The sequence below is a fragment of the Janthinobacterium sp. YR213 genome (genome assembly GCF_900099875.1).
GTDB lineage: Bacteria > Pseudomonadota > Gammaproteobacteria > Burkholderiales > Burkholderiaceae_D > Janthinobacterium > Janthinobacterium lividum.
In genome coordinates this window covers 360,217-386,342 of sequence record NZ_FNDA01000002.1, presented here as the reverse complement: position 1 = coordinate 386,342, position 26,126 = coordinate 360,217, and the positions used below count along the sequence as shown (strand labels likewise).

The 26,126-nt window shown below is 61.8% G+C and carries 25 protein-coding genes; 9 read left to right on the top strand and 16 right to left on the bottom strand.

Features of this window, described 5'->3' with window-relative positions:
- Position 1 precedes the first annotated feature (1 nt).
- Genes paaG through paaA form a run of 6 tightly spaced genes read right to left on the bottom strand, consistent with a single transcriptional unit; the run spans position 2 to position 4,566 of the window.
- Positions 2–793 carry a 2-(1,2-epoxy-1,2-dihydrophenyl)acetyl-CoA isomerase PaaG gene (gene paaG / locus BLT98_RS10935; protein WP_034780396.1) on the bottom strand — a complete coding sequence of 264 codons (792 nt, stop codon included), beginning with the start codon at positions 791–793 and terminating at the stop codon, positions 2–4.
- Between the two features lie 50 nt (positions 794–843).
- The gene (gene paaE / locus BLT98_RS10930; protein ID WP_034780398.1) at positions 844–1,923 is read right to left on the bottom strand and encodes a 1,2-phenylacetyl-CoA epoxidase subunit PaaE; all 1,080 of its coding nucleotides are present in this window, start codon (positions 1,921–1,923) and stop codon (positions 844–846) included.
- 40 nt (positions 1,924–1,963) lie between these two features.
- Entirely contained in the window at positions 1,964–2,497 is a 534-nt protein-coding gene (gene paaD, locus BLT98_RS10925; protein ID WP_070281626.1) for a 1,2-phenylacetyl-CoA epoxidase subunit PaaD, read from the bottom strand.
- Entirely contained in the window at positions 2,497–3,264 is a 768-nt protein-coding gene (gene paaC, locus BLT98_RS10920; RefSeq protein WP_280141189.1) for a 1,2-phenylacetyl-CoA epoxidase subunit PaaC, read from the bottom strand. The genes paaD and paaC overlap by 1 nt, the downstream gene beginning before the upstream one ends.
- Entirely contained in the window at positions 3,264–3,548 is a 285-nt protein-coding gene (gene paaB, locus BLT98_RS10915; protein ID WP_034746356.1) for a 1,2-phenylacetyl-CoA epoxidase subunit PaaB, read from the bottom strand. The genes paaC and paaB overlap by 1 nt, the downstream gene beginning before the upstream one ends.
- Positions 3,549–3,576: 28 nt before the next feature.
- Positions 3,577–4,566: a 1,2-phenylacetyl-CoA epoxidase subunit PaaA gene (paaA, locus tag BLT98_RS10910; protein WP_034780404.1), complete on the bottom strand. Its 990-nt coding sequence runs from the start codon at positions 4,564–4,566 to the stop codon at positions 3,577–3,579.
- A 267-nt stretch (positions 4,567–4,833) separates the two neighbouring features.
- On the opposite strand from paaA, the gene paaX reads away from it, so the two are divergent.
- Complete coding sequence (gene paaX, locus BLT98_RS10905; RefSeq protein ID WP_092607608.1) at positions 4,834–5,763, top strand: phenylacetic acid degradation operon negative regulatory protein PaaX; 930 nt, start codon at positions 4,834–4,836, stop codon at positions 5,761–5,763.
- A gap of 111 nt (positions 5,764–5,874) precedes the next feature.
- On the opposite strand, the gene BLT98_RS10900 is transcribed toward paaX, so the two are convergent.
- Entirely contained in the window at positions 5,875–6,135 is a 261-nt protein-coding gene (locus BLT98_RS10900; protein ID WP_034780410.1) for a hypothetical protein, read from the bottom strand.
- Between the two features lie 141 nt (positions 6,136–6,276).
- Between BLT98_RS10900 and BLT98_RS10895 the strand changes: the two genes are divergently transcribed.
- Positions 6,277–7,401 (top strand): M14 family metallopeptidase, encoded by a 1,125-nt coding sequence (locus tag BLT98_RS10895; protein WP_092607605.1) that lies wholly within the window; start codon positions 6,277–6,279, stop codon positions 7,399–7,401.
- Between the two features lie 51 nt (positions 7,402–7,452).
- Here BLT98_RS10895 and BLT98_RS10890 read toward each other — a convergent pair whose 3' ends face one another.
- Complete coding sequence (locus BLT98_RS10890) at positions 7,453–8,766, bottom strand: aminotransferase class V-fold PLP-dependent enzyme (protein ID WP_092608643.1); 1,314 nt, start codon at positions 8,764–8,766, stop codon at positions 7,453–7,455.
- Positions 8,767–8,777: 11 nt separating this feature from the next.
- A complete protein-coding gene (locus BLT98_RS10885) occupies positions 8,778–11,189 on the bottom strand; it encodes a TonB-dependent receptor plug domain-containing protein (RefSeq protein ID WP_211614923.1) in 2,412 nt (803 codons plus the stop codon).
- 398 nt (positions 11,190–11,587) lie between these two features.
- Here BLT98_RS10885 and BLT98_RS10880 point away from each other — a divergent pair, with 398 nt between their 5' ends.
- Positions 11,588–12,589 (top strand): hypothetical protein, encoded by a 1,002-nt coding sequence (locus BLT98_RS10880; protein WP_139179214.1) that lies wholly within the window; start codon positions 11,588–11,590, stop codon positions 12,587–12,589.
- Between the two features lie 66 nt (positions 12,590–12,655).
- Here BLT98_RS10880 and pmbA read toward each other — a convergent pair whose 3' ends face one another.
- Entirely contained in the window at positions 12,656–14,008 is a 1,353-nt protein-coding gene (gene pmbA, locus BLT98_RS10875; protein ID WP_034780420.1) for a metalloprotease PmbA, read from the bottom strand.
- Between the two features lie 92 nt (positions 14,009–14,100).
- Between pmbA and yjgA the strand changes: the two genes are divergently transcribed.
- The 3 genes from yjgA (at position 14,101) to BLT98_RS10860 (ending at position 16,068) form a co-directional block, all read left to right on the top strand.
- Positions 14,101–14,700 carry a ribosome biogenesis factor YjgA gene (gene yjgA / locus BLT98_RS10870; RefSeq protein WP_092607599.1) on the top strand — a complete coding sequence of 200 codons (600 nt, stop codon included), beginning with the start codon at positions 14,101–14,103 and terminating at the stop codon, positions 14,698–14,700.
- Positions 14,701–14,773: 73 nt separating this feature from the next.
- Positions 14,774–15,403 carry a molybdopterin adenylyltransferase gene (gene mog / locus BLT98_RS10865; protein WP_035822340.1) on the top strand — a complete coding sequence of 210 codons (630 nt, stop codon included), beginning with the start codon at positions 14,774–14,776 and terminating at the stop codon, positions 15,401–15,403.
- Complete coding sequence (locus tag BLT98_RS10860; RefSeq protein ID WP_034780428.1) at positions 15,400–16,068, top strand: alpha/beta hydrolase; 669 nt, start codon at positions 15,400–15,402, stop codon at positions 16,066–16,068. Before mog ends, BLT98_RS10860 begins: the two co-directional genes overlap by 4 nt.
- A gap of 56 nt (positions 16,069–16,124) precedes the next feature.
- On the opposite strand, the gene BLT98_RS10855 is transcribed toward BLT98_RS10860, so the two are convergent.
- From BLT98_RS10855 to BLT98_RS10835, 5 genes are all read right to left on the bottom strand, one after another.
- Positions 16,125–17,678, bottom strand: coding sequence for a S1C family serine protease (locus BLT98_RS10855; protein ID WP_244517462.1), 1,554 nt, complete (start codon positions 17,676–17,678; stop codon positions 16,125–16,127).
- Between the two features lie 95 nt (positions 17,679–17,773).
- Positions 17,774–18,340 (bottom strand): carboxymuconolactone decarboxylase family protein, encoded by a 567-nt coding sequence (locus tag BLT98_RS10850; RefSeq protein ID WP_092607593.1) that lies wholly within the window; start codon positions 18,338–18,340, stop codon positions 17,774–17,776.
- Entirely contained in the window at positions 18,340–19,188 is an 849-nt protein-coding gene (locus tag BLT98_RS10845) for a fumarylacetoacetate hydrolase family protein (protein ID WP_092607590.1), read from the bottom strand. Before BLT98_RS10845 ends, BLT98_RS10850 begins: the two co-directional genes overlap by 1 nt.
- Entirely contained in the window at positions 19,133–20,473 is a 1,341-nt protein-coding gene (locus BLT98_RS10840) for an MFS transporter (protein ID WP_170846359.1), read from the bottom strand. The genes BLT98_RS10845 and BLT98_RS10840 overlap by 56 nt, the downstream gene beginning before the upstream one ends.
- 2 nt (positions 20,474–20,475) lie before the next feature.
- Positions 20,476–21,840, bottom strand: coding sequence for a KamA family radical SAM protein (locus BLT98_RS10835; protein ID WP_244517461.1), 1,365 nt, complete (start codon positions 21,838–21,840; stop codon positions 20,476–20,478).
- Between the two features lie 282 nt (positions 21,841–22,122).
- Between BLT98_RS10835 and BLT98_RS10830 the strand changes: the two genes are divergently transcribed.
- Positions 22,123–22,581 carry a cache domain-containing protein gene (locus BLT98_RS10830; RefSeq protein WP_034780434.1) on the top strand — a complete coding sequence of 153 codons (459 nt, stop codon included), beginning with the start codon at positions 22,123–22,125 and terminating at the stop codon, positions 22,579–22,581.
- A gap of 68 nt (positions 22,582–22,649) precedes the next feature.
- Entirely contained in the window at positions 22,650–24,344 is a 1,695-nt protein-coding gene (locus BLT98_RS10825; RefSeq protein WP_092607584.1) for a methyl-accepting chemotaxis protein, read from the top strand.
- Here BLT98_RS10825 and BLT98_RS10820 read toward each other — a convergent pair.
- On the bottom strand, positions 24,341–24,919 hold the full coding sequence (locus tag BLT98_RS10820; protein WP_092607581.1) for a DNA-3-methyladenine glycosylase: 579 nt from the start codon (positions 24,917–24,919) through the stop codon (positions 24,341–24,343). The two genes, BLT98_RS10825 and BLT98_RS10820, sit on opposite strands and share 4 nt — an antisense overlap.
- A 290-nt stretch (positions 24,920–25,209) precedes the next feature.
- On the opposite strand from BLT98_RS10820, the gene BLT98_RS10815 reads away from it, so the two are divergent.
- Complete coding sequence (locus BLT98_RS10815) at positions 25,210–26,076, top strand: HDOD domain-containing protein (RefSeq protein ID WP_034780441.1); 867 nt, start codon at positions 25,210–25,212, stop codon at positions 26,074–26,076.
- Positions 26,077–26,126 lie beyond the last annotated feature (50 nt).

The window sequence follows — 26,126 nt, the reverse complement described above, 5'->3', positions numbered from 1 at the left end:
ATCAATGTCCCTTGAATTGCGGTGCGCGCTTTTCCATGAAGGCGGCAACGCCTTCGCGGTAATCGTCGCTGTTACCGAGATCGCTCATCATGCGCGCTTCCAGCGCCAGCTGCTGCGGCAGGGTATTGGCGCCGCTGGCGGCCAGTGCCTGCTTGGTGTAGGCCAGGCCCTTGGTCGGCGCCGTGGAAAAGTGCACGGCCAGCTTGCGCGTTTCTTCCGCCAGTTGGGCATCCTCGACGCATTTCCAGATCAAGCCCCAGTCTTCCGCTTTTTCCGCCGTCAGTTTTTCACCGAGCATGGCCAGGCCCATGGCGCGCGCCGAACCGATCAGGCGTGGCAAGAAAAAGGTGCCGCCCGTGTCCGGGATCAGGCCCAGCTTGCAGAACACTTCGACGAAGCTGGCCGACTTGCCGGCGATGACGATGTCGCAAGCCAGCGCCAGGTTGGCGCCCGCGCCAGCGGCCACGCCGTTGACGGCGCAAATCACGGGCATCGGCAGCGCTTTCAGGGCCAGCACCAGCGGCGCATAGTTCTTTTCCACCGACTCGCCCAGGTCCACGCCCTTCGAGCCGGGTTCCACGGCGCGGTCGGACAGATCCTGGCCCGCGCAAAAGCCGCGGCCCGCGCCCGTCAGCACGAAGACGCGCACGGTACTGTCGGCGTTCACTTTCGCAATCGCGTCGCGCACTTCCTCGTGCATGGCTTGCGTAAAACTATTGAGTTTGTCGGGACGGTTCAGGGTCAGCGTGGCGATACCCTGCTCGATGGTAAAGAGGATGTTTTGGTAGGTCATGGCGTCTCGCTTGTGTAATAGGTAAGGCAGGGCCCGTGCCCTGCACCGGCTTATTCAGCCTGGTCGAAGTCGACCACGACCTTGTCTGTGAGAGGGAAACTCTGGCAACTGAGGACAAAGCCGCGCGCCACTTCGTAGTCTTCCAGCGCGTAGTTGACATCCATTTCGACTTTGCCGTCGAGGATCTTGCAGCGGCAGGTCGAACATACGCCGCCCTTGCACGAGTAGCGCATGTCGATGCCTTGGCGCAGGCCCGCGTCGAGGATGGATTCCTTGTCCTTGTCCATCGTGAAGGTGGTGTGGTTGCCATCCATGATGACGGTCACTTCCGTTTCCTGCACCACGCCCGCGTCGAGCTGGGCGCGCGGCTTGTGGGCGTTTTTCGGGATGCTGGCGGCGAACAGTTCGATCTTGATATTCTGCTTGGGCATGCCGGCAGCCTGCAGGGCAGCGGAGACACCGAGCATCATGTCTTCCGGGCCGCAGATGAAGGCGTTGTCGTAGTCTTCGACTTTGATCCAGTGCTGCAGGAATTGCTCGCATTTTTCCTGCGTGATGCGGCCGTTGAACAATTCGATGTCCTGCTGCTCGCGGCTCATCACGTAGACCAGGTTCAAACGCTCCAGGTACACGTCCTTCAAGTCCGTCAATTCTTCCTTGAAGATGACGGACGACGAGGCGCGGTTACCGTAGAACAGGGTGAAGCGGCTCAGGGGTTCCGTCAGCAGGGTGGTCTTGATGATGGAGAGGATGGGCGTGATGCCGCTGCCGGCCGCAAACGCCAGGTAGTGCTTGCGGTTGACGCAGTCGAGCGGCACGTTGAAGTGGCCCATGGGCGGCATCACCTCGATGGTGGCGCCCGCTTTCAGGGTATCGTTCGCCCAGGTGGAGAACGCGCCGCCCGGCGTGCGCTTGATGGCCACGCGCAGGGTGCCGTCCTGCACCGCCGAGCAGATGGAATACGAGCGGCGCACGTCTTCCGCATTGATATTGGCGCGCAGGGTCAGGTGCTGGCCCTGCTGGAAGCGGAACTGCTGCTGCAGCTCGGCTGGCACGTCGAACGTGACGGCGATGGTGTCGCGCGTTTCGTTGCGCACGTTCGCTACGCACAGCGGATAAAATTTACTCATGCTTCATCTCCAGTTTCTTCGGAACGTGTGCCTGATTTTTTTAGTGGCACTTGAAGTAGTCAAACGGTTCGCGGCAAGCCAGGCACTTGTACAGGGCCTTGCACGGCGTGGAGCCGAACTGGCTGGTCAGTTGCGTATGCGTCGAGCCGCAGTTCGGGCAGATCACGTCCAGCTTTGGCATCGCTTGACGTTTTACTCCACCCTTCAAGCCGCTGATGTCGATCACCTGCTGCTGCGGCGGGGCGATGCCATAGCCTTTCAGCTTGGCCTTGCCCGCTTCGCTCATCCAGTCCGTGGTCCATGCGGGCGCCAGCTGGTTCACCAGGGTCACCTTGGCCACGCCATGGCTGCGCAAGGCATCCGTGACGGCGTCGGCGATCACCTGCATGGCCGGGCAGCCCGAATACGTGGGCGTGATCGTCACGATGCATGCGTCGCCATCCGTGACTTCGACGGCGCGCACGATGCCCAGGTCCACCACCGAAATGACGGGGATTTCCGGGTCCGCGACGTCGCCGAGCCAGGCCCAGACCTGGGCGGCGTCCAGCGCCGCAGCGCCAGCGGCCGTGTTCATTACCACTCCGCCCCGGGATAGGCACGCTGCAGGAACTGCATCTCGGCCAGGATAAAACCCAGGTGCTCCGTGTGCGTGCCCTGCTTGCCACCCTTTTGCATCCAGGCGTCGGGCGCCGGCATGACAAGCGTCGCTTCGGCGAATATCTCGGCCACGTGCTCCAGGAAAGCCCGGCGCAGCACGTCCGATGGCGGCGCGATGCCGGCGGCAACCATGGCCTGGTCGACTGTGTCGTACTTGAACATCTCGCCCGTGTACATCCACAGCTTGTCGGCGGCAGCCTGCGTCTTGGCATGGCTGTCGGCCGTGCCGTCGCCGAGGCGCACGACAAGATCGCCGCTGCGGCGCAGGTGATAGGTCACTTCCTTGATCGACTTTTGCGCCACTTCGACGATGCGCGCATCCGTCGATTTCGTCAGTTCCAGCAGCTGGAAGTAGTGCCAGCTGTCGAAGAAGAACTGGCGCATCATGGTGTCGGCGTAATTGCCGTTCGGCTGTTCGACCAGCAGGCAGTTCTTGAAATCGTGGGCGTCGCGCAGGAAGGCGATGTCGTCCTCGTCGCGGCCCGCGTTTTCCAGTTCGGCCGCATAGCTGAACCACAAGCGCGTCTGGCCCAGCAAGTCCAGCGCCACGTTGGTCAGCGCCATGTCTTCTTCCAGCGCGGGACCCTTGCCGCACAGCTGAGACAGCTGCTGGCTGAGGATCAGGGCATTGTCGCCCAGGCGCAGCAAGTAGTTAACTTTGTCATCCATTGCAGGCGCTCCCATCACAGGTTCTTGACTTCTTCCGGCATCGGGAAGAAGGTGGGATGGCGGTACACCTTGCTGTTCGACGGCTCGAACAGGGCGCCCTTGTCGCCGGGGCTGCTGGCGACGATATCGGCCGCGCGCACCACCCAGATGCTCACGCCTTCATTGCGGCGCGTGTAGACGTCGCGCGCATGGTTGACCGCCATGGTGGCGTCGGAAGCGTGCAGGCTGCCCACATGCTTGTGCGCCAGGCCGTGCTGGCTGCGGATGAAAACTTCCCACAAAGGCCATTCTTTGCTCATGTTGCTATCCCCTATCTGTCTTATGTATTTACGCCGCCGCTTTGTTAGCAGCTTGCTTGTCTGCATACGCGACCAAGGCATCGCGGAACCATTCGCCGTCTTCATACGCTTTCACGCGCGTTTGCAGGCGTTCGCGGTTGCATGGGCCATTGCCCTTCAGGACATTGTTGAACTCGGACCAGTCGATCTCGCCGAATTCATAGTGGCCCGTTTCCGCATTGAATTTCAGGTCGGGATCGGGCACGGTCAAGCCCAGGTATTCGATTTGCGGCACGGTCTGGTCGACCATGCGCTGGCGCAATTCATCGTTCGAGAACAGCTTGATGCGCCATTGCGCCGATTGGGCGCTGTTGACGGAGGCGGCGTCGGACGGGCCGAACATCATCAGTGATGGCCACCACCAGCGGTTCAGCGCATCCTGCGCCATGGCTTTCTGCGCCGGCGTACCCTTGCACAGCGACATCATGATGTCGTAGCCCTGGCGCGCATGGAACGACTCTTCCTTGCAGACGCGGATCATGGCGCGCGCATACGGCCCATACGAGCAGCGGCACAGGGGAATCTGGTTGATGATGGCGGAACCGTCGACCAGCCAGCCGATGGCGCCCATGTCGGCCCACGACAGGGTCGGATAGTTAAAGATGCTGGAATACTTGGCTTTGCCCGAGTGCAAGGCGGCCAGCAAGTCGTCGCGCGACACGCCCAGGGTTTCCGCAGCGCTGTACAGGTACAGGCCGTGGCCCGCTTCGTCCTGGATCTTGGCCAGCAGGATGGACTTGCGTTTCAGGGTCGGCGCGCGCGTGACCCAGTTACCTTCGGGCAATTGGCCGACGATTTCCGAGTGCGCGTGCTGCGAAATCTGGCGGATCAGGGTCTTGCGGTAGGCGTCCGGCATCCAGTCCTTGGCCTCGATCTTGATGCCTTCGTCGATGCGTGCCTGGAAAGCGCGCTCTTCCTGGCCCATGTCGTCGAGGGAACGGACGTTCTTGAGGCCGGTTTCAACCATTTGTGCGTACATGATCTGTCTCCCATGTCTTTGATTTTGCGCAGCAACGCGGTGCGATGAACAGATAATACGATACAAAAAACGATTTGCATACACTTGATATGAATCATTTTAAAAATTCGTATCTTGTGCAGCTTTTTTGTGCGTATGATATTGCTGATGAGAAAACACTACAGAGCGCCACCAGCGCTTCCGGCAAATTATTGCCGCGCTACCCGCGCAGCCAAGTAAACTGCTGCTTTTATTGATTCGACCGCAACACGGCCAGACCGGAACCACATGAAGAACACCCGCTGCACGGCATGGATAGCCGATTTCCTGGAAAGCGACCCACCGCGCTCGAAGTCCCTGGTGATGACCATCTTTGGCGACGCCATCGTGCCGCGCGGCGGCGCCATCTGGCTGGGCAGCCTGATCGAACTGCTGGCGCCATTCGGCGTCAACGACCGTTTGTTGCGCACCAGCGTGTTCCGCCTGGCGCAGGAAGGCTGGCTCAGCTCGCAGCGCGATGGCCGCCGCAGCGCCTATACGATACGCCCGGAGGCGCTGGCCCGCTTCGAACGCGCCTATCGCCGCATCTATGCACCGCTGGTCGTGCACTGGGATGGCAGCTGGACCCTGGTGATCGGGCCGGCCGGCAGCATCGGCGCCGCCGAGCGGGGGGCGCTGCGCAAGGAATTATTGTGGGCCGGCTATGGCCTGATTTCACCAGGTATCTTTGGCCACCCTGCCAGCAATACGGAAGCATTGGAAGATATTCTCGTGCGCAACGAGGTGCAAGGCAAGCTGTATGTCTGCCACACAACAGAGTTGCCGTGTGTCAGCACGCGCCCGCTGCGCGACATGGTGGGCGACTGCTGGGACCTGTCGGAAGTGATGGCTGGCTACGAAAAATTCATCGCCAGCTTCCAGCCGCTGCTGACCCTGCTGCAAGAAGCGCCCGTGTTCGATGCCGAGCAAGCGTTCGTCATCCGCTCACTGCTGACGCACGCCTACCGCCGTGTGCAGTTGCACGACCCGCAACTGCCCGTCGAACTGCTGCCCGAGCCGTGGCCCGGCACGCAAGCCTATGCGCTGGCGCGCGACCTCTACCGCCTTACCTACGCGGCGGCAGAGGAACATATCCTGGCTACCCTGCGGCGCGAGGATGAGCAGGCGGCATCTGTCGAGCCATGGTTTTTTGAACGTTTCGGCGGACTGAACACCTGACAAAACGTCCATGGCGGCGTTGCAGGGCCTGGGCGTACGTTCGTACTGCCTGCGGCCCTGCGCCTTGCCCTGGCCATTTTTCAGGCGTTCAGGATTTGCTCACTACTGCGTTCACTGCTTGTTCATGGCGACGACCTGCTTGGCCCCCGCCAGCAAATCCTGCCCCAGCTTTTCCAGCGCATTGGCCTGCACCAGCATGGTGTCGAGGATGGCGGCATTGAAGGTGAATTCGGCCGGCGTGGTATAGCCGGGGAAACGTATGATGCGCAGCAATTCCTGCAAGGTCGTACCCTTGCCCAGGTGCGCCAGGGCATCGCTGAGGGCGCTGACTTTCTTTTCCAGTTCGCGTATGTGTTTGCCGTTGTCATCCATGATGCTCTCCCCGTATTGAAGCTATCACGTTAGCAAAGCGCGTCCGTCGTCGTTTGCGCCAGCACAAAGACCACCGCAAAACAGGTATCATCGCGCCATTGCACACGATGCAAAACCCATACGTTTTTATCAGGAACACTCATGACCATTAAAATCAGCCAGCAATTCGACGCCGGCGCGATCGAGGTGCTGCGCGCCGACGATGCCCAATCCATCGAGCTGAACATCCGCAAGGATTCCCACGCCGACATCACGCAGTGGTTTTACTTCCGCCTGCAAGGCGCGCAAGGCGAGGCGTGCACGATCCGCTTCATGAATGCCGGAAAATCGGCCTATCCGGACGGCTGGAAAGATTACCAGGCCGTGGCCAGCTACGACCGCGAAACCTGGTTCCGCGTGCCCACCAGCTTTGATGGCGCCGTGATGACTATCGAACACACGCCCGAGGAAGAAAGCGTGTACTACGCCTACTTCGAGCCGTATCCATGGGACCGCCACCTGGCCCTGATCGACAGCGCGCAAGCGTCGCCGCTGGTGCGCCTGATCGACCTGGGCAGCACCGTGGAAGGCCGCGACATGAACCTGCTGGTGGTCGGTGACGCCGATGCAGAAAAGAAAGTCTGGGTCATCGCGCGTCAGCATCCCGGTGAAACGATGGCCGAATGGTTTGTCGAAGGCATGCTCGAAGCCTTGCTGGACCAGGCCAATCCGTTTGCCCGCCAGTGCCTGCAGGACGCCGTCTTCTATGTGGTGCCGAACATGAACCCGGACGGTTCCGTGCATGGCAACCTGCGCACCAACGCGGCCGGCGCCAACCTGAACCGCGAATGGATGACGCCGACCATGGAACGCAGCCCGGAAGTGTTCCTGGTGAAACAAAAAATGCATGAAATCGGCTGTGACCTGTTCCTCGACGTGCATGGAGACGAAGGCTTGCCTTACGTCTTCGTGGCTGGCAGCGATGCGCTGGAAAATTTCACGCCGGCACAAAAAGCCGAGCAAGACCGCTTCATCGCCGACTTCAAGGTGGCCAGCCCCGACTTCCAGGATGAACACGGCTATGAAGACGGCCCGTTCACGCCGGAAGTGCTGACCATGGGTTCGCCCCATATCACCCACGCCTTCGGCTGCCTGTCGCTGACCCTGGAACTGCCGTTCAAGGACAACGCCAACGATCCCGACCCGCAAACGGGCTGGAGCGGCGCCCGCAGCGCCGCCCTGGGCGTTGCCGTATTGCAACCGATCCTGGCCACCTTGCGCGCTTAAGCCTTACCGCAGTCACGCGGCCCGACCTCGCAGGCGGGCCGCGCTTTTCTCTCAGCCCTTGGCTACCTTGCGCAAGGCTTCCACCAGCCGGTCCAGATGCGACTCGGGCGTAAAGATGCCCGGCGTGACGCGCACGCACGCGCCACTGGCAAGGCCGTCGCGCGGCACGGCAAAGATGCCGTGTTCCTGTATTAGCTTTTTCGACAGCGCATAGCTGTCGGCCACGCTCGTCTTGCCCTTCAGGCGGAACGAAGCGATGGCGCTCGTCAGGCGCGGATCGGCCGATGCCAGCACCTCGATGCCCTCGATGGCGCGCGCCGCTTCCACCCAGCGGTTGCGCAGCAGTCGCAGCCGCGCCTGCTTGTTGGCCACGCCGATCTGCGCATGCAAGTCCAGCGCCACCGGCAAACTCAGATAGGCAGCGAAATTGACCGTGCCCGTGTGCACGCGCGTGCGGATATCGTCGCCCGTCTTTTCTCCCATATATGCGTCGATATCGACCACCCTGCCCCGCTTGATATACGCAGCACCCACGCCAACAGGCGCGCCTATCCATTTATGCAGGTTGATGCCGGCAAAATCCGCCTGCAGGTCAGGAATCGTCATGTCCAGCTGGCCGAAGCCATGCGCCGTATCGACGATCACGTCGATGCCCCGTGCGCGTGCCAGGCGGCTGATCTCGGCCACAGGCAAGACCATGCCGTTGCGGTGATTGACGTGCGTGAGCAGCATCAGTTTCAAGGTCGGATGGCGTTCCATGGCAGCAACATAGGCGGCGATGACGCCATCATGCGTAAACGGTTCCGGCATGGCAATCAACACGACCTGGGCGCCGCGCCGCTGCTGCAACCAGCGCGTGACGGTGATCATATTGTCGTAATCGATATCCGCGTACAGCACCGTGTCGCCGGGACGCAGGCGGTTGTAGCCGGCGATCAGGACTTGCAGCGCTTCCGTGGCACCGCGCGTCAGCACGATTTCATCGATGCCCACGCCCAGCGCCCTGGCCGCCGCCACGCGCGCCGCCTCGAAATCGGCCGGAAAGCGCATGCGCGCATACCAGGCGTTGTCGCGGTTGACCATGGCCAGCTGCTGCTCGTAGTGGCGCAGCACGGGCCTGGCCATCGAACCCCAGAAAGCATTGTCGAGTTGCACGATGGCATCGGTCGTGTCGTACTGCGCGGCCACGGCCTGCCAGTAAGCCTGGTTGCTGGCCAGGGCATCCGGCGTGGTGCCGGCCGGCACCGATGGCAAGGACGGAGGCAGGGCGGCAGATGCTGCCGCAGCCGATCCTGCGCCCGCCGCCATGGGCAGCGCTGCCGCCAGCGAACCCGCGCGCAACAGGGCGCGGCGTTGTGGATTCATCGTCATCTCCCTTAGAATTTCACTTTGTACTCGACGTACAGGTTACGCCCGTCCGTGTCGTACGGCGCATTGCGCGAATAGATCAGACCGCGGCTGGCCTGGAAGGTTGCTTCGTCAGGATACTTGTCCAGCACGTTGTCGATACCCACGCGCACGGACTGCTTGTCGCTGATCTTGTAGCTGGCCGCCAGGTCGAGAAATTGCATGGCGCCAAAACGCTGGAAGATATCGCCCGTGGCATTGCCGGAATTGTCCGTCCACGCGCCGTAATAGCGCACGCGGGCCAGGGTATTCCAGTTGCCCAGGTCATAGTTGCCGCTGATGGTGGCTTTCTGGCGCGGCAAGCGCTCCTCGAAGACCTGGCGCTGGGCTGCATTCGTCACCAGGCTGGACTTGCCGTCGTCGACTTTCGTCGTGTTGTAGTTGTAGGCCAGGGTCAGGTTCAGCTTGCCGTCGCCGATACGGCTCAGGTGGCTGCCGACGATATCGATGCCGCGCGTGGTGGTGTCGAAGTCATTCGTGAAGTAGCTGACCGAGGTGTAGCGCAGCGGATTGGCCACGCCGGCCGGCACGGCAAACGCGGCGGACGTGCTGAAGCGGTCGCTGACCTTGATGTCATACACGTCGACGGAACCGGAGAAGCCCGCCGATGTCTTCCACGTAAAGCCCAGCGACAGGTTCTTCGATTTTTCCGGCTTCAATGCCTTGGCGCCCAGCAGGATGGCCAGCGGATCGTTGTTGGCCAGGCGGCCGCTGGTAAACAGCAACAGGGTCTTGGTGTCGAGGCCTTGATTCGTGCTGTTGGTGTTCGACTGGCCCGGCGTTGGCGCACGGAAACCCGTCGAGTAGGAACCGCGCAAGGCCATGTCTTCGCTCAAGGCATAGCGGGCCGACAACTTGCCGTTGACGGTGCTGCCGAATTCCGAGAAATGTTCATAGCGGGCCGCGCCCCCCAGGCTCAGGGCCTTCGTGACGGGCACTTCCACGTCCAGGTAGGCCGCATAGCTGTCCTGGCCCCAGCTGCCCGCCTGGCGGTCGCTGAAGCCTGGCGCGCCATTCGCATTCGCGTCGAGGCCGATGGCCGCGCCCGGCCCCACCGTCCAGGACGCCACGTCGCCCGCCTTCACGCCATAGGTTTCATTGCGCGCCTCCGCACCGAAGGCGATGTTGACTGGTTGCGGCAGGGACGCCACGGGCAATTCATAGTTGAAGTTGGCGTTGAGAATCTTTTCCACCTGCGACAACTGGCCCAGGTAAAACGATGTCGGGCTGCCAGGTCCCATCGAGGCGTTGATGGAATTGGCCAGGTTGTAATCGATGCGGTTGCGCCCCCAGGAAGCGCTCACGTCCCAGCCGAAGCGGTCGTTGAAATGGCCGCGCACGCCGGCCACCACCTGTACATCATCCTGCTCGTTCGAATAGCTGGGGCTGAAGCCCAGCGGATAGATGCTGCGCAAGTCCCAGCCAGGGAACAGGCTGCTGGTTTTATATGCGCCCGTGCTCGTGTCCGGGTTGCGCCAGTTGAAATCCGAGGTGCCGTTACTGCGGCTGAACAGACCGAAACCGTACAGTTCCATCGTGTCGGACAGGGCCATGCTGGCGTTGAAGCCGATGCGCTTGCTGTCGAGTTCAGGCTGGCCCCAGCGCTGCACGGGATTCGGTACCTTCAGTTCCGGATGCGCATTCTGGAAAGCGATCGCGTCGGCCCGCTGGCGCGTGCGCGACGTGGGGTCGGACTTGGCCAGCGCGCCGAAAATCGTCGCCTTGCCCGTCTCGCCAAAGGCAAAACCCGTCTTCAGGTTCACTTCATTGCCCTTGCCGTCGCCTTCCGAATATTGCGAATGGTGCACGGAGACCTCCGTGCCGAGCGTATCATCGAGAATGATGTTGATCACGCCGGCAATCGCGTCGGAGCCGTACTGGGCGGAAGCGCCGTCGCGCAGCACCTCGATGCGCTTGATGGCGGAGACGGGAATCTGCGCCAGGTCCGGCGCCTGCGCGCCGCGCGCGCCGAGCAAGGCGCTGCGGTGGAAACGCTTGCCATTGACCAGCACCAGGGTCTGGTCCGGCGACAGGCCGCGCAAGGTGGCGGGACGCACGAACACTTGCCCGTCAGCCATCGGCAGACGCTGCACCACATATGAAGGCACGAGTTGCGCCAGCACATCGTTCAAGTCCGACGATTCAACGGCGCCGATATCTTCGCGGTTGAACACATCCACGGGCGCCATGGTGTCGAACTGCGTACGGTTGCTGCCGCGCGTGCCCGTCACGATCACGGCTTGCGGGGTGTCACTGGCGTCGCTGGCGGAAGCTGGCGCAGCGGGCGCGGCACCATGGGCTTGGGCCGGATGGGCGAACAGGGCGTTCATGGCACACAACAGGGCCACCGCGCGGGCGATGCGGGTACGGGAGTAGGTCATGGAGAGGGTCACTATGCAGGTTGAATCAACAACAACGCGTCACGGCAAGACTCGCATCTTGCATGAAATATCACGAAGTTCGGCTTACTTACATTAAAAGCATCTAAATAGCGCAGATAACGTCAGATGGCGACATCATACGAAGGCAATATTTCATCCGTATGACGAGCTGATCACTACTACCAAGCCGCCGCATGCACACTGCCCCGGCGGCCGGCGGCGACTGGCATTCCCCTGACCGCCAGTTTGCATTCGCGCGCAGAGAGAAACATGCGGTGGCAGCGAGAGGGGAAATGGGGGCAACAACGAGACAATTCGATAGATTTCCTACAATCAACACTCCCTATAATGCGACCGCGCAACGACACGCATGCTTGTCGCTATATTAGGTTGTGAAGATGAAGAAACAAACCATACTGTGCGCGCTCGTCAGCCTGCTCACCCTCTCCGCTTGCGGCGGCGGCGGTAGCGGAGGTAGCGGCGGGAATGGCAGCAATCCGGATCCTAAACCGGTGGTGCCACCGACACCGGTGCTGGCATCCATCAATGCCGCAGATGCATTAAAGAAATTCCTGGGCAGCGACCTGACCATCTCGAATCTGGCCTCCAATGATGGCTATCTGGGGTCGGCGATGTTAATCGTCAGCCAGGAATTCGGACAGCCTGCACCATTCATTACCAATGGCGTATCGCAACAAGCGGCGTCCGTCAAAGTCATTTCACTGCTGCGCAGCAATGCCAGCGGCAAGCTGCTATACCGGAACACCTGGAAACTGCATCTGGACGCAAACATGCAGCCCATCGGCATGGCACTCGGCTATGCCGATGCCGGCTACAAAGCGTGCATGTCCGTCACGGGCCACGAAGCATTGCCCGCTCTCAGCAATGCATCCGGCACGTATTTTTCGGGCGTGCAAACGTCGGCGTATGTCGAAGGTTTCAAAGCCGGGAAGTACGCGAATTACTGCGACCCCAGCGCCACCACGACCACCAATGTGGAATGGTCGGTTGCGGCAGGTTCACCAAATCCCTATTTCTGCCTGACCATGCCTGGCAGCATGTCGAAGACCAAGACGCGGATGTGCGTTCCAGTCGATGCGGCCGGCACGCAGAATAATTCCGCATGGGTCCGACTTTACAACGAGGACGGCAGTGTCGCGATCGACTACAAGAACACGGTCCTGAATAAACCGGTGGAACAATTGGGAACCGCCGTCGATGCCAACAACTATTGGTACGGCGCCGTATGGCGTCCGCAAGACGGCTATGTCTATCAGCGCTACCAGGATAGCAAATTTGCATCCGAGCAAGCATGCAGGGACCAGACGGCAATTAACTGGAAAGCCACCTGGGACGCCTCGAATATTGCGTGGATGTGCGTCAACGTCAAAACGACGTAGAACGGTAAGGTAGTCCCCCGGCCTGCCGGCAACCATGCCGCCGGCCGGGGTGTGTCAGGGCGGGGCTTAACCGCCCGCCACCACCATGCTCTCGATGAGGATGGAACCCGTCTCCTTGGTGCCGCGGCGCAAGGCGTCCGCGCCCACTGCCACGATGTTGCGCAGCATGTCCTTCATGTTGCCGGCGATGGTGATTTCTTCCACCGGATACTGGATCACGCCGTTTTCCACCCAGAAACCGGAGGCGCCGCGTGAATAGTCGCCCGTCACGTAATTGGTTCCTTGTCCCATCAGTTCCGTTACCAGCAAGCCCGTGCCCAGCTTTTTCAGCATGGCACTAAAATCGTCGCTGGCGGCCGTCTGCTTCGAGGTCAGGTACAGATTGTGCGAGCCACCCGCGTTGCCCGTCGTCTGCATGCCCAGCTTGCGGGCCGTGTAAGTCGACAGGAAATAGCCTTGCACCACGCCATCCTTGACGACGTCGCGGCTGACGGTTTTCACGCCCTCCTCGTCGAACGGGGCCGAACCGACGCCGCCGATCACGTGCGGGTCTTCGAAGATCTGCACGTGCGACGGCAGCACTTGCGTGCCCAGGGAATCGTTCAGGAAAGTGGACTTGCGGTACAGGGCGCCGCCCGAGGTCGCTTGCACGTAGGTACCGAGCAAACCGGCCGCCAGCGGCGCCTCGAACAGCACGGGACAGGTGCGCGTGCCCAGCTTGCGCGCGTTCAGGCGCGACAGGGCCCGCTCGGCGGCATAGCGGCCGATGGCTTCCGGGCTCGACATTTTGGAGGCGTCGCGCACGGACGAATACCAGTCGTCGCGCTGCATCTTGGCACCCTTGCCGGCGATGGGCGCCACGGACAGGGTGTGGCGCGAAAACGGGTAGCCGCCGATGAAGCCGCGCGAATTGGCGGACACAAAGTGCGATTGCTGCACGTGCACACCGGCGCCTTCGCTGTTCGTGATGCGCGGATCGACGGCGAACGCGGCCGCTTCGGCCCGCTGGGCCAGCACGACGGCTTCCTCGGCGGAAATGAGCCAGGGATAGAACAGTTGCAAATCGCGGGGCGCCATTTCCAGCATGTCGGCGTCGGCCAGTCCCGCGCAATCGTCCTCGGCCGTGAAGCGGGCGATGTTGTAGGCGGCGTCCACCGTGGCGCGCAGGGCGGACGGCGAGAAATCGGAGGTGCTGGCATTGCCGCGCTTCTTGCCCACAAACACGGTCACGCCCATGCCCTTGTCCTTGTTTTGCTCGATCGTTTCGATCTTGCCTTTTCGGACAGAAACGGACAGGCCACCGCCTTCGCTGACTTCGACGGCAGCGTCGGTGCCGCCCGCTTCCCGCGCAAAAGACAACACATCACGGGCTAGTTGCTGCAATTGCTCTTGACTATGGGTAAATACGGAGTCGTTCATGCGCTGTTTTCTTCGGAAAGCCGCTAAAAAGGTTATCATAGCAGTCGTTTACAGTTTACAGGTGCGGCCTACGCGGCCAATCCCGCCTTATCATGCCAAATCCAAACCGGGGAGCTTGCGGCTTCCAATCGACCGAATTCGAACAGGAATATGAACGTCCTTCGAAGTCGGAACTCAAGCGCCAGATGACCGTCCTGCAAAAGCTGGGCGAAGAACTCGTCAATGAGGCACGTGACCGCGTCAAGCGCGTCCCGATGCCGGAAGACGTGCGCGACGCCATTCTCGAATGCCAGCAAATCAAGGACCACGAAGGCCGCCGCCGCCAGCTGCAATACGTGGGCAAGAAGATGCGCACCCTGGATGAGGAAGAAGTTGCCGCCATCCAACGCACCATCGATAGCTGGAAAGGCTTGTCGAAAGCCGACACGGCCAATATGCACGCGATGGAGCGCCGCCGCGACAAACTCTTGACGGATGACAAGGCATTGACCGTCTTGCTGTCGGAAAACCCGGAACTGGACGTGCAGCACCTGCGCACCCTGATCCGCAATGCCCGCAAGGAGCAGGCCGAGAACAAGCCACCAAAAGCTTACCGTGAAATCTTCCAGATCTTGAAAGAGATCGCCAAGAAGAACAACAGCGGCAAGAAAGATGCCGATGAAGATGACGTTGAGCAAGAAGACGACGAATAAACCCCAGCTCCAGGGCTTGGGTTGACAAAAACCGGGATCAGCCCGGTTTTTTTACGACATAGACAGGTGCCCCATGACCACGATAGAAGACGAATTGATTATCGGCCTCGTGTCGATCTCGGACCGCGCCAGCGGCGGCGTGTATGAAGACCTGGGCATCCCGGCACTGGAAAGCTGGCTGTCCGCCGCCATCCGCACGCCATTCCGCCTGGAAAAACGGCTGATCCCGGACGAGCGCTCGCAGATTGAAAACACCCTGATCGACATGGTCGACCTGAGCCACTGCCATCTGATCCTGACGACGGGCGGCACGGGCCCGGCGCGCCGCGATGTGACGCCGGATGCCACGCTCAGCGTCGGAACCAAGGAAATGCCCGGTTTCGGCGAACAGATGCGCCAGATCAGCCTGCAATTCGTGCCGACGGCGATCCTCTCGCGCCAGGTGGCCGTGATCCGCGAGACGCCCGAGCGTGCCGCCCTGATCATGAACTTGCCGGGCCAGCCGAAAGCCATCAAGGAAACCCTGGAAGGCTTGAAGGATGCCGACGGCGTGCAACTGGTCAACGGTATCTTTGCCGCCGTGCCATATTGCATCGACCTCATCGGCGGCCCCTACATGGAAACCGACCCGGCCATCTGCAAGGCCTTCCGTCCCAAATCGGCGCTGCGTCCGGCGCAACCTTTACCTGAGGAAAATACATGAGCACCTTGCTGGAAACCATAGAACTCGACAGCGCACCGAATCCCACCGTCTCCATCATCTGGATGCACGGCCTGGGCGCTGACGGCAACGACTTCGTGCCCTTGGTGAAGGAACTCGATTTGCGCGGCTGCCCCGCCATCCGCTTCATCTTCCCCAGCGCCGGCACCATGCCCGTCACCATTAACAACGGCTATGTGATGCGCGCCTGGTACGACATCCTCGTGAGCGACCTCGTGCGCCGCGAAGATGAAGGCGGCTTGCGTGCCTCGCAGGCACAGGTCGAAGCGCTGATCGCGCGCGAAAAGGCGCGCGGCATTCCCGCCAGCCGCATCATCCTGGCCGGCTTCTCGCAAGGCTGCGCCATGACCTTGCAAACGGGCTTGCGCCATGCGGAACCGCTGGCTGGCCTGATGTGCCTGTCAGGCTACCTGCCGCTGGCCGACAAGACGGCGGCCGAACGCACGCCGGCAAGCTTGCAGACGCCGATCTTCATGGCGCACGGCACGGCCGACCCCGTGGTGCCGATCGCCCGCGCGCAGCAGTCGCGCGACTTGCTGACCGGCATGGGTTACAAGGTGGAATGGCACGAGTACATGATGCAGCACTCGCTGTGCCAGGAAGAGATCGACGCCATCGGCGCGTGGCTGAAAAAAGTGCTGGCATAAAACAAAACAGGCACGGTATGCGCCGCGCCTGTTGTCTTGCCAAACGCCGGGAACGATCAGTTCGCCGGCGTTTTTTCATTCCAGATTTTCAGCATGTCGGGCGAGGCTTCCGAGCGGATGCCGTTGTCCGTCAGTATCGATTCCGTCGCTGCCAGCATGTCCTTGCGGGGCACGACGACCAATTCCGCATCGCGCTGCTGGAAACGGAACGTCAGCAACTCATCCGTCTGGTCGCGCAGTAAGGCCACCAGGTGCGCCAGGCTGCGCACCCGCACGCCATTGACGGAATCGACGACCGAGAAGAAACGGGTGCTGTAGCCATTCATCAGCTTGTGCGGGAAGAACGGCGCGGCGATCACCACCAGCTCTTCGCGCTCGCTGTCGGGCGCATCGCCGCGCCGCGTGGCCAGCGGATTGCCGGCAAACGCCATGCCGCCCAAAATCGTTGGGTTGCCATTCGGCGCCGCCATGAATTCCGTGGTGGCGCGCGAAAACACCATGGGGCCGAAGATGAAATAGGATGGGTAATTGCCCTGCAGGCCGGCAATGAGCATCGGGTGCGCGGCAGAGACGGGCACCTTGATTTTCAGGGGCGCGCCCTGGCGCACCACCGTCAACGGCAGTTCACCATCTTTCGCCAGCTGCTGCACCCGGTACTGGAAACGCACGCGGCTGTTAGCATTCAGCTTGACCATGCCCTGGTTATCGATGGGAAAATCGCCGATATGCGTGATGACATCCCACTCCTTGAGCGGATAGGAGGCATCCTTGCTGGCCGGCGACATCACGACGGCGCCCTCGACGCCCTTGGCCAGTTTCAGGTAGGTGCGCAGCGCCGGATTTTCCAGCGTTTGCGTCACGTCGCGCATGGCTGGCTTGCCCTTGGGCGCGCCACTGTCCTGGTCGCGCAGGAACAGCTCGATTTCCTCGTTGGGGATGATGTAGCCGATGTTTTGCGCATTGAGCATGCCGGCAAAAGCCAGGCCGATCATCTTGTCGCCGGCAATCACGGGGCCGCCGCTATTGCCCGGGTTGATGGCCGCATCGATCTGGATGCGCAGGCCGGAGACAGGAAAGTTGTAGCGCACGAATTCGATGCGCGAGACGATGCCCTTGGTGATCGACAAGGACGTGCCGCCCGTCGGATAGCCATACGCCAGCACGGCATCGCGCACGTCAGGCAAGACATTGGCGCGCGGCACCGCTTTGTGGCTGGCGAAAAAACTGTCGTCATCGATTTTCAGCAAGGCCAGGTCCATGCCGCGCGAGATGGCCAGCACGGTCGCCGGGATCTTGTCGCCCGCGCCATTCGCCTGGATCTGCACCTGGCTGGCATAGCCGACCACATGCGCATTGGTGAGGATGCGGCGGCCTTCGATGACGACGCCGGAGCCCGTCACTTCTTGCGGCGCCGCCTTGCTCCACGGTTTATACGGATCCGGCCCGCGCAGGGTGGAAAACACCTTGACGACGGAATTTTCCAGGGCGGAAGCGCTGGCGCTGGCGGCCGTCTCGGCGGCAAGCGCACGCACCGTCATCAAGGGACAAAAAGAAAGGGCCAGCGCCAGGAAGGCGCGGCCCATCAGGGTGAAGCACGGACGAGTTTTCATTGAGCTTGTTGGCAATGGAAGGGAAGTAAAATTATATATTGAATAATTGCAACTTCATTACACTTTGTCCATCTTTGCCAGAAAAACTCCTCTCGTCAGGCGGGCATGGGCGGCACGCCCAATGCCGGCACGGCCGTCTGCGCGCCATTCATCACCATGGCCAGGAAGGTGTAGTAGCCATTGATACCCATCAAGTCGACCACGCCATGCTCGCCAAACAGCGCCAGCGCCCGCGCATACGTGGCATCGCTGACGCGCTTGTTCTGCTGCAACTCGACGCAAAAGTCGTGCACGGCTTGCTCATCTTCTTTCAGGGCCAGCGGCATGCGCCGCGCGGCAATGGCGTCCACGGCCGCTTGCGCGATGCCGTTCTGCACGGCCAGCGGCGCGTGGATGGCCCATTCGACTTGCTGGTCCCACTGGCGCGCCGTCACCAGAATCGCCAGTTCCGACAGCCGCGTGCCGATGGCGCTGCGGTAGCGCAAATATTCGCCCATGCGCTGCGCCGTTTCCATCAGCTCGGGACTGCGGATCAGCGGCACGAAAGGGCCGTACAGGGCACCGCGCGGACCATCGATGATGGCTTGCGCGGCCGCGCGCTGTTGGGCGTCGAGCTGGTCCAGCGGCAACGGCGGCAAACGGTCGATATCGCTACCGGCCATCAGGCAGTCCAGGCGACCACGTCCTGTTGCTGTTCGCCGAGGCCGGCGATACCCAGGCGCATGCTGTCGCCCTTCTTCAGGAAGCGCTGCGGCTTGCGGCCCTGGCCCACGCCCGGCGGCGTGCCCGTGGCGATGACGTCGCCCGGTTCCAGAGTCATGAATTGCGACAGGTAGCTGACGATCTGCGCCACCGTGAAGATCATGGTTTGCGTATTGCCCGTCTGCATGCGCTTGCCATTGACTTCCAGGTACAGGTCCAGATCCTGCTCGTCGATGACTTCATCGCGCGTCACCAGCCACGGGCCGACGGGGCCGAAGGTGTCGCAGCCCTTGCCTTTGTCCCATTGGCCGCCCCGCTCCAGCTGGAACGAGCGCTCGGAAATGTCGTTGACGACGCAGTAACCGGCCACGTATTTCAGGGCATCCTCTTCGCTCACGTATTGCGCGCGCGTGCCGATGACCACGCCCAGTTCCACTTCCCAGTCCGTCTTTTTCGAGCCTTTTGGCAGCACGACATTGTCGTCCGGGCCACTCAGGCAAGTAATGGCCTTCATGAAGACGATGGGTTCGGCCGGGATCGGCATGCCGGACTCGGCCGCGTGATCCGCGTAATTGAGGCCGATGCCGATGAACTTGCCGACTTTCGCCAGCGGCACGCCGAAGCGTGGATTGCCGCGCACCAGGGGCAGCGTCTTTTCGTCCAGCTTGGCCAGCTTGCGCAGTGCCTTGTCGGACAGTTGCGCGCCGTCAATATCGGCAATCACGCCGGACAGGTCGCGCAGTTTGCCTTCTTCATCGATCAGGCCCGGTTTTTCCTTGCCTGGACGTCCATAACGAACGAGTTTCATAGTCTTCCTTGGAGTTGATCATTGCCGCTGTGCAGGCTGCCATTTTACCGGATGGTCCGGCACGCCTGTGGCGGTGAATGAAAAACATCGCAAGTCCCGGCAGTTGCAAGGCCGCCAGCACGCCAAACGCCGCCTGGTAAGCCTGCGGCGGATACTGCTGCTGGCTGTTCAGTGGCCAGCAGCCGAGGATCAAGCCAAAGCCCGCCTGCACCAGGAAGGCACCCGTGAAAATGAGCAAATTGAGGCAAGTGGCCGCCCTGCCCGTCAAGCTGGCCGGCATGCTTTGCGCGACGATCGCATACTCGAGCCCTGTCACCGTGCCCAGCAAGGTAAACAGCACGGATAGCAAAGGCAGGCTGGGCAGCACATTGCATGCCATCGCCACTTGCACTGCGACAAACAGGGCGATGCCCACGCCCGCCACCTGCATGGGTGCAATACCGCGCCGCCCCGCCCACTCCGTCAGCATGCCCATGCCGATGGCGCCGAAGATGACGGCCGCCATGCCCAGGTACAACAGATATGCCACGCTGTCATCGGACATGCCGCCCACGTCGGCCAGCCAGCGCCCCACCCACAAGCCTTGCACGCCAAAGAACACCGTGTGCGGCAGCAGGATCAGCGCGATGGTGCGGCGAAAACCCGGATCACGGTAGACACTCCACACGCTGACCTTGTTCATGGCCGCGGCAGGCAGGGGCATGGCCGGCGACAGCAGGCGGATCAGCAAGCCGATGGCCAGCGCCGCCAGCGCCAGGCCCAGGAAGACGCCGCGCCAGTCCGTGTAGTGCAGGGCCAGCTTGACGGGCAGGGTGGCCGTGGCCGCGCCCAGGCCACCCACGGCGATCAGGTAGCCATGCACGGAAGGCAGACGCGATGGCGCGATGGCGCACGAGATCGCCTTCACGGCCGCCATGAAACAGCCGCCCAGGCCCGCCCCCATCAGGGCGCGCGCCCACATCAGTTCGGCAAAGCTGTGGCCCCGGCTGAACAGCCACACGCCCAGGGCGGCCAGCGCCAGCAGCCACAGTTGCACCGTGCGGGGGCCGTAGCGGTCGAGCGCCATGCCAACTGGCAATTGCACCAGAGCAAAGGCGAGAAAAAAGGCGCTGGTCAGCAGGCCCAGTTGGGCTGGCGTCAGGGCGATGGCGCCCAGCAACTCGGCCGTCAGCACGGCATTGACGCCGCGCAATAGACACGACAGGTAGTGCCCGAGCGCGAACGGCAGGAACACGAGGCAAAACACGGCCACGCCGGAACGGGAAGAGCCGCCGGCCGCGTGCATGCTCAGGCGGCCTGCGCCAGGCGGATGATTTTATGCGGCACCTGCGGCACGGGTTCATCCGTTTCGAAGAAGAATTTCTCCTGGCCAAAGGCCGGCTTCAAATCGTCCATCCACGTCGCTTCCGCATCGAACTTGGCATAAAACGGCCGGCGCACCCAGTCCGGGTTGCGCGCCTGCAAAAATTGCAGGGCAAACAGTTTTTCGCCATGGATGGTGACGATGCCGTCGATGACGATCTTGCCGGGGAAGGTGCTCATGGAAGGCCCGCGCACCGTGCGCGACAGGCCGGACACCATCTGGTAGGCGGCCTGGAAAATCTCGTGCGCCTTCGCCAGGGGCAACTCGAAATAGGCGCGCGGGCCCGTGTCCCGTTCGACAAACATGTAATACGGAATTGCCCCCAGGCGCGTGCCCGTCTGCCACAGCTCGGCCCAGCTTGCCGGGTCTTCATTGATGTGGCGGATCAGCGGCCCCTGCATGCGCAAGGTGGCGCCCGTGGAAACGATGCGTTTCACGGCTTGCTGGGCGATGTCCTGGCGCAACTCGACGGCATGGCTGTAATGGCCCATCACGGCCAGGTTCTTGCCCGCCTTGACGATGCGCTCGAACAGGCGCATCAAGTCGTCCGCATCGCGGTCCGAGACAAAGCGCTGCGGCCAATACGCCACCGCCTTGGTGCCGATGCGGATGTTCTGGATATGTTCCAGGCCCGGCGCCAGCAGCGGCTCCAGGTAGGCGGCCAGTTGCCGCGTATTCATGATCATCGGGTCGCCGCCCGTGATCAGCACGTCCGTCACTTCCGGATGCAGTTGCAGGTAGGCGGCCAGCTCATGCGACTCGCGCGCATCGAACTTCATGTCGTCCATGCCGACGAACTGGGGCCAGCGGAAACAAAAGGTGCAATACGCGTGGCAGGTCTGCCCCGCGCTGGGAAAAAACAGCACCGTTTGCGCATATTTATGCTGCAAGCCGCGCACGGGCGCATCGTTGACCCGGGGCACATTGTGCGTCATCTGGCCAGCCGGATGGGGATTCATGCCCAGGCGCAAGCCATGCACATAGGCGTCGATGGCCGCCTTGTCGCGCTGCACCAGCACCAGTTCGCGCAAGTGCGCGTACTGCTCGGGCGGCAGCATGTCGCGGTGGGGAAAGACAAGGCGATAGATGGGGTCGTCCGGGATGTTGTTCCAGTCGATCAACTGATCGAGCACATAGGCATTGGTGCGAAATGGCAAGACGTGCGACACCACTTGCACGGCTTCGCGCTGCTCTTCCGGCAGCCATTCCCACTGCCGCGCCTGTTGAATGGTGTGCCGCGTATACGGCTTGAACTTGGGTGAAAACGGCTCGGTAATGGGTGCGGACACGATCTGCTCCTTGCCTGTAAATAGCGATAACTTTCATGAAACCAGCCCCATATCGGCCAATTCCAGCTTCTTCCTCCCCCATGCCCGGCCAACTCGGCATGCTGTGAAAGTCATCATAGTTCTTGCTGCTTGGAACCAAATTGCTACATATCAACATGCGGTCGATACGTTGCATGCTGCCTACAAGCAACACCGTAGTTTGTTCCATCGCAATTTGATGGAACCGCCGGCGACGTAAATTACGACTTGGCAACACATCCCTCGATACCACAAGGAGCTTTCATGAAACGCTTATTCACGGGTAGCCTGCTGTGCCTGGCATTTGCCGGCGGCAGCGTCAGCGCCGCGGTTGAACCAACGGAAAAAGACGCCATCGCCATGGCAGAACGGGGCGCCGCCTTCATGAAGGCGCATGGCAAGGAAGAAATGATGAAGAAAATCACGGCGAAAGACCCGGACTTCGTGCAGGGCTCGCTGTATGTGGACATGCGCGACATCAAGACGGGCATCGTGCTGGCCCACCCCATCAATCCTTCCATCGTGGGCAAGGATTTGACGGATGTGCCCGATGCGAATGGCAAGAAATATCGCCGTGAAATCATCGAGCTGGCGCAAAAGCAGGGCAAGGGCTGGGTCGATTACCAGTACAAGAACCCAACCAGCGGCAAGATCGAACCGAAGACCACGTACATCCTGCGCGTCAACGACGTGGTGCTGGAAGCGGGGATCTACAAGAAATAGGGCAAGGGCGGCGCGCACGAACGCCGCGCGCCGCCTGCGGTTGGAACAGCCATAGCCAGGAGTCAAGCATGCTCAATCGATTACGCATCGGACCAAAATTATTGCTGGCGCCCACCCTGGTCCTGCTGCTGCTGATACTCAGCTCGACCGGCGCCTGGTATGGCATGGTGCGGCAAAATGCCTCGCTGGAAAACATGGTACGGGTGCGCATCACGCATTTGAAGGCGGCGGCCGACGTACTAGGCGAGGCCAGGCATGTGCACGGCAATATGTACCAGTTGCTGTCGTGGACGAATGGCAGCTTCGCCAAGGCCCGCCTCGATACGCTGGAGCAACAGATCAAGGCGCGCCATGCGGCCATCGGCACCCAGCTGGCCACGCTGCGCGCCACGGCCACGGGCGCCGAACGCACCCTGGTCGATGCGGCCATCACGGCCCTGGCCGGCTATCGCAAGGCAGTGCTGGAAACCATGGAAATAGCGCAGATGGACCAGTCGATCGCCACCAATTCCATGCTCAAGGCGGAAACCCAATTCGTCCAGTTCAATACGCAGCTGACACAACTGTCCGCCCTGGAAACGACACTCAGCAGCCAGGCCCATGCGACGGCCAGCGCCGAGTTCCGCACCTTGGGCTGGAGCCTGCTGTTGACGGTCCTGCTATCGATCCTCGTCTCCATCGTGGTGACCATGCTGGTGCGGCGCGCCATGCTGGTGGAAATCCGCGGCATTGCCGACGCCGTGCAAGACTTGGCGGCGGGCAAGCTGATGGCCGGCGCGCCCAAGCAGGGCAATGACGAAATCGCCGCCACGTCGCGCGTGCTGGACCAGACCATCGCCCACCTGAACCAGACCTTGCGCACCATCATGGGCGCCGTGCAATCGATCGATACGGCGTCGCGCGAAATTGCCACCGGCAACCTGGATCTGTCGGCGCGCACGGAAATGCAGGCCAGTTCGCTGGAAGAAACGTCGAGCGCCATGGAAACGCTCACGCAAGCCGTGAATGACAACGCCGACAACGCCCAGCTGGCCTGCGAGCTGGCGGGGCAAGCATCGACCCTGGCCGTGCAAGGGGGCGCGTCGATGCAGCAAGCCGTGACGACGATGGCGACAATACGGGCCAATTCGCGCCAGATCGTGGACATTATCGGCGTGATCGATGGTATTTCCTTCCAGACCAATATCCTCGCGCTGAATGCGGCGGTAGAAGCGGCGCGCGCGGGCGAACAGGGCCGCGGCTTTGCCGTGGTGGCGTCCGAAGTGCGCACCCTGGCGCAGCGCTCGGCCCAGGCGGCCAAGGAAATCAAGACCCTGATCGCCACCTCGGTCACTACCATCGATGGCGGCAGCGTAGCCGTGCAGCAGGCGGGCGACAGCATGGACGCCATCGTGGCCTCGGTGCAGCAAGTCAACGAGATCATCCAGCGCGTGAAAGAGGCCAGCGCGGAGCAGGCCTCGGGCATCACGGAAGTGAACCAGGCCGTCACGCAAATGGATGACGTCACCCAGCAAAATGCGGCCCTGGTGGAGCAGGCGGCAGCGGCGGCGGCAAGTTTGCAGGACCAGGCCGTCAAATTGTCGGCGGCCGTGGCCGTGTTCACCCTGGACGAGCGCCCGGCCGCGCCGGGCGGCCATACCGAAGAAGAAGCGTTCCGGCAACCGGCCAGTGCGCAACAGGAGCGGCGCGCACTGCATAGCCCGCTACGCGGCATGCCCGGCCTACGTACCGCCAAGGATGCATCGCGGCGCCAGCGCAGCTAGATGGCAGGCGCGCGCATAGGCTTACTCAGGTAGCGCGAACCGGCCAGCACGAAGCGCCACGGCGTCTCCATCGCCTTGGAAATACCGATGCGCGAGCCCGCCTGCACCGTCACCTCTTCTTCGCGGGCCAGCAGCATGAACGGCGGGGCATCGAGCGCCAGCCGGTTATGCAGATGGCTCACGCCGAGCGCCTGGCACACCTTGCCCGGCCCCGAGCACAACAGCCGCGCATCCTCGACGCCGCGCCGCTCGCGCATGGCATCGAGTCCCGCCACGGGTTCAATCGCGCGTATCAGCACGCCCGCCCCATGCCCCGCTTCGCGGCACACGAAATTCAGGCACCAGTGGATGCCGTACGAGCGGTAGACATAGGCGTGCGCGGGCGGGCCGAACATGGCAGCATTGCGCGGCGTCATGCCGCCATACGTGTGCGAAGCGGGATCCAGCCGGTCATACGCTTCCGTTTCCACGATACGCCCGCCGACGCCGTCGACCAGAACGGTCACGCCGATCAGCTGGCGCGCCACGCTGCTGGAATCGTCCGCAAAATCGATACCCGCAAGGATTTTTTTCATCCGGCAATTGTACTGCCGCACATCCCGCCGCACGCCTTGCCCCACCTTGAAAACAAATACAACTTGATCTTTTCATCATGAATATCAGGATGGGCAGCGTCGTAAAATGACGAAAATGGCGGCGAGTCCAGGCCAAAACGGGAATTTTTGCGACAATATATTGCAGATATGAACTATTGCCATGCATAAACAGCGATAATCGTCGGGCACTGCGCCAGACGCTCATGAAGCAGGCAGCGGCAGCGCACGACAGAATAAGCACCGGGCACAAAAATGATGATGAAAGCGTGATGATGAGAGCGGCAGCGCAAAAGCAGGTAGAGCAGGAAGATCCGGTTGACGCCTTGATGCGTTCCATCCGCATCCCGCCGCGTCCCAGCCTGCTGGTCGACCTGCAGCGCGAACTGGCGGAGCAAGACCCGTCGCCGCGCCGCATCGCGCGCATCATCGCCGACGATGTCGGCATGTCCGGCGCCCTGCTGAAACTGGCCAATTCGCCCTTCTATGGCGCCGCGCGCAAGGCCAAGTCCGTCGAGCAAGGTATCAACTTTCTCGGCATCAACCAGTGCAGCGCCATGATGACGGGCTTGCTGGCACGCCAGGCGCTGGAAGCGGAAGGCGTGGAACTGACCAACTTCTGGGATGTGTCGGCCAAGCGCGCGCGCGCCCTGGTGTTTACTTCGCGCAAGCTGCGCATCGCCCCGCCCGACATCGCCCATACCTTCGGTCTGTTCTGCGATATCGGCGTGCCCCTGCTGATGAACCGTTTTCCCGACTACGTCAACACCTACGCGGCGGCCGCCAACGATGCGCACAATTGTTTTACGACCCTGGAAGACGCGCGCCACCAGACCAACCACGCGGCCATCGGCTGCTTGCTGGCACGCAACTGGGGCTTGTCCTCGGACGTCTCGTGGGCCATCCTGCACCACCACGACTACACGGTGCTGGCCGACCCGTCCACGGACGATGCCATCCGCTCGCTCGTCGCCCTGTCGCTGCTGGCCGAAAAGGGCATTCAGCGCTACCATGGCAACAGTACCTCGCTGGAGTGGGACAAGGGCGGAGAACTTGCCTGCCAGCATCTCGGCCTGTCGCAGGAAGAAGCTGCCGACCTGCTCGACGAACTGCACGAGATGTTCGATACCGACCATTGATGTATCGGGCGGCCGCGGCCGCCTGTATGATCCGTTCCGGCGCCCGGCAA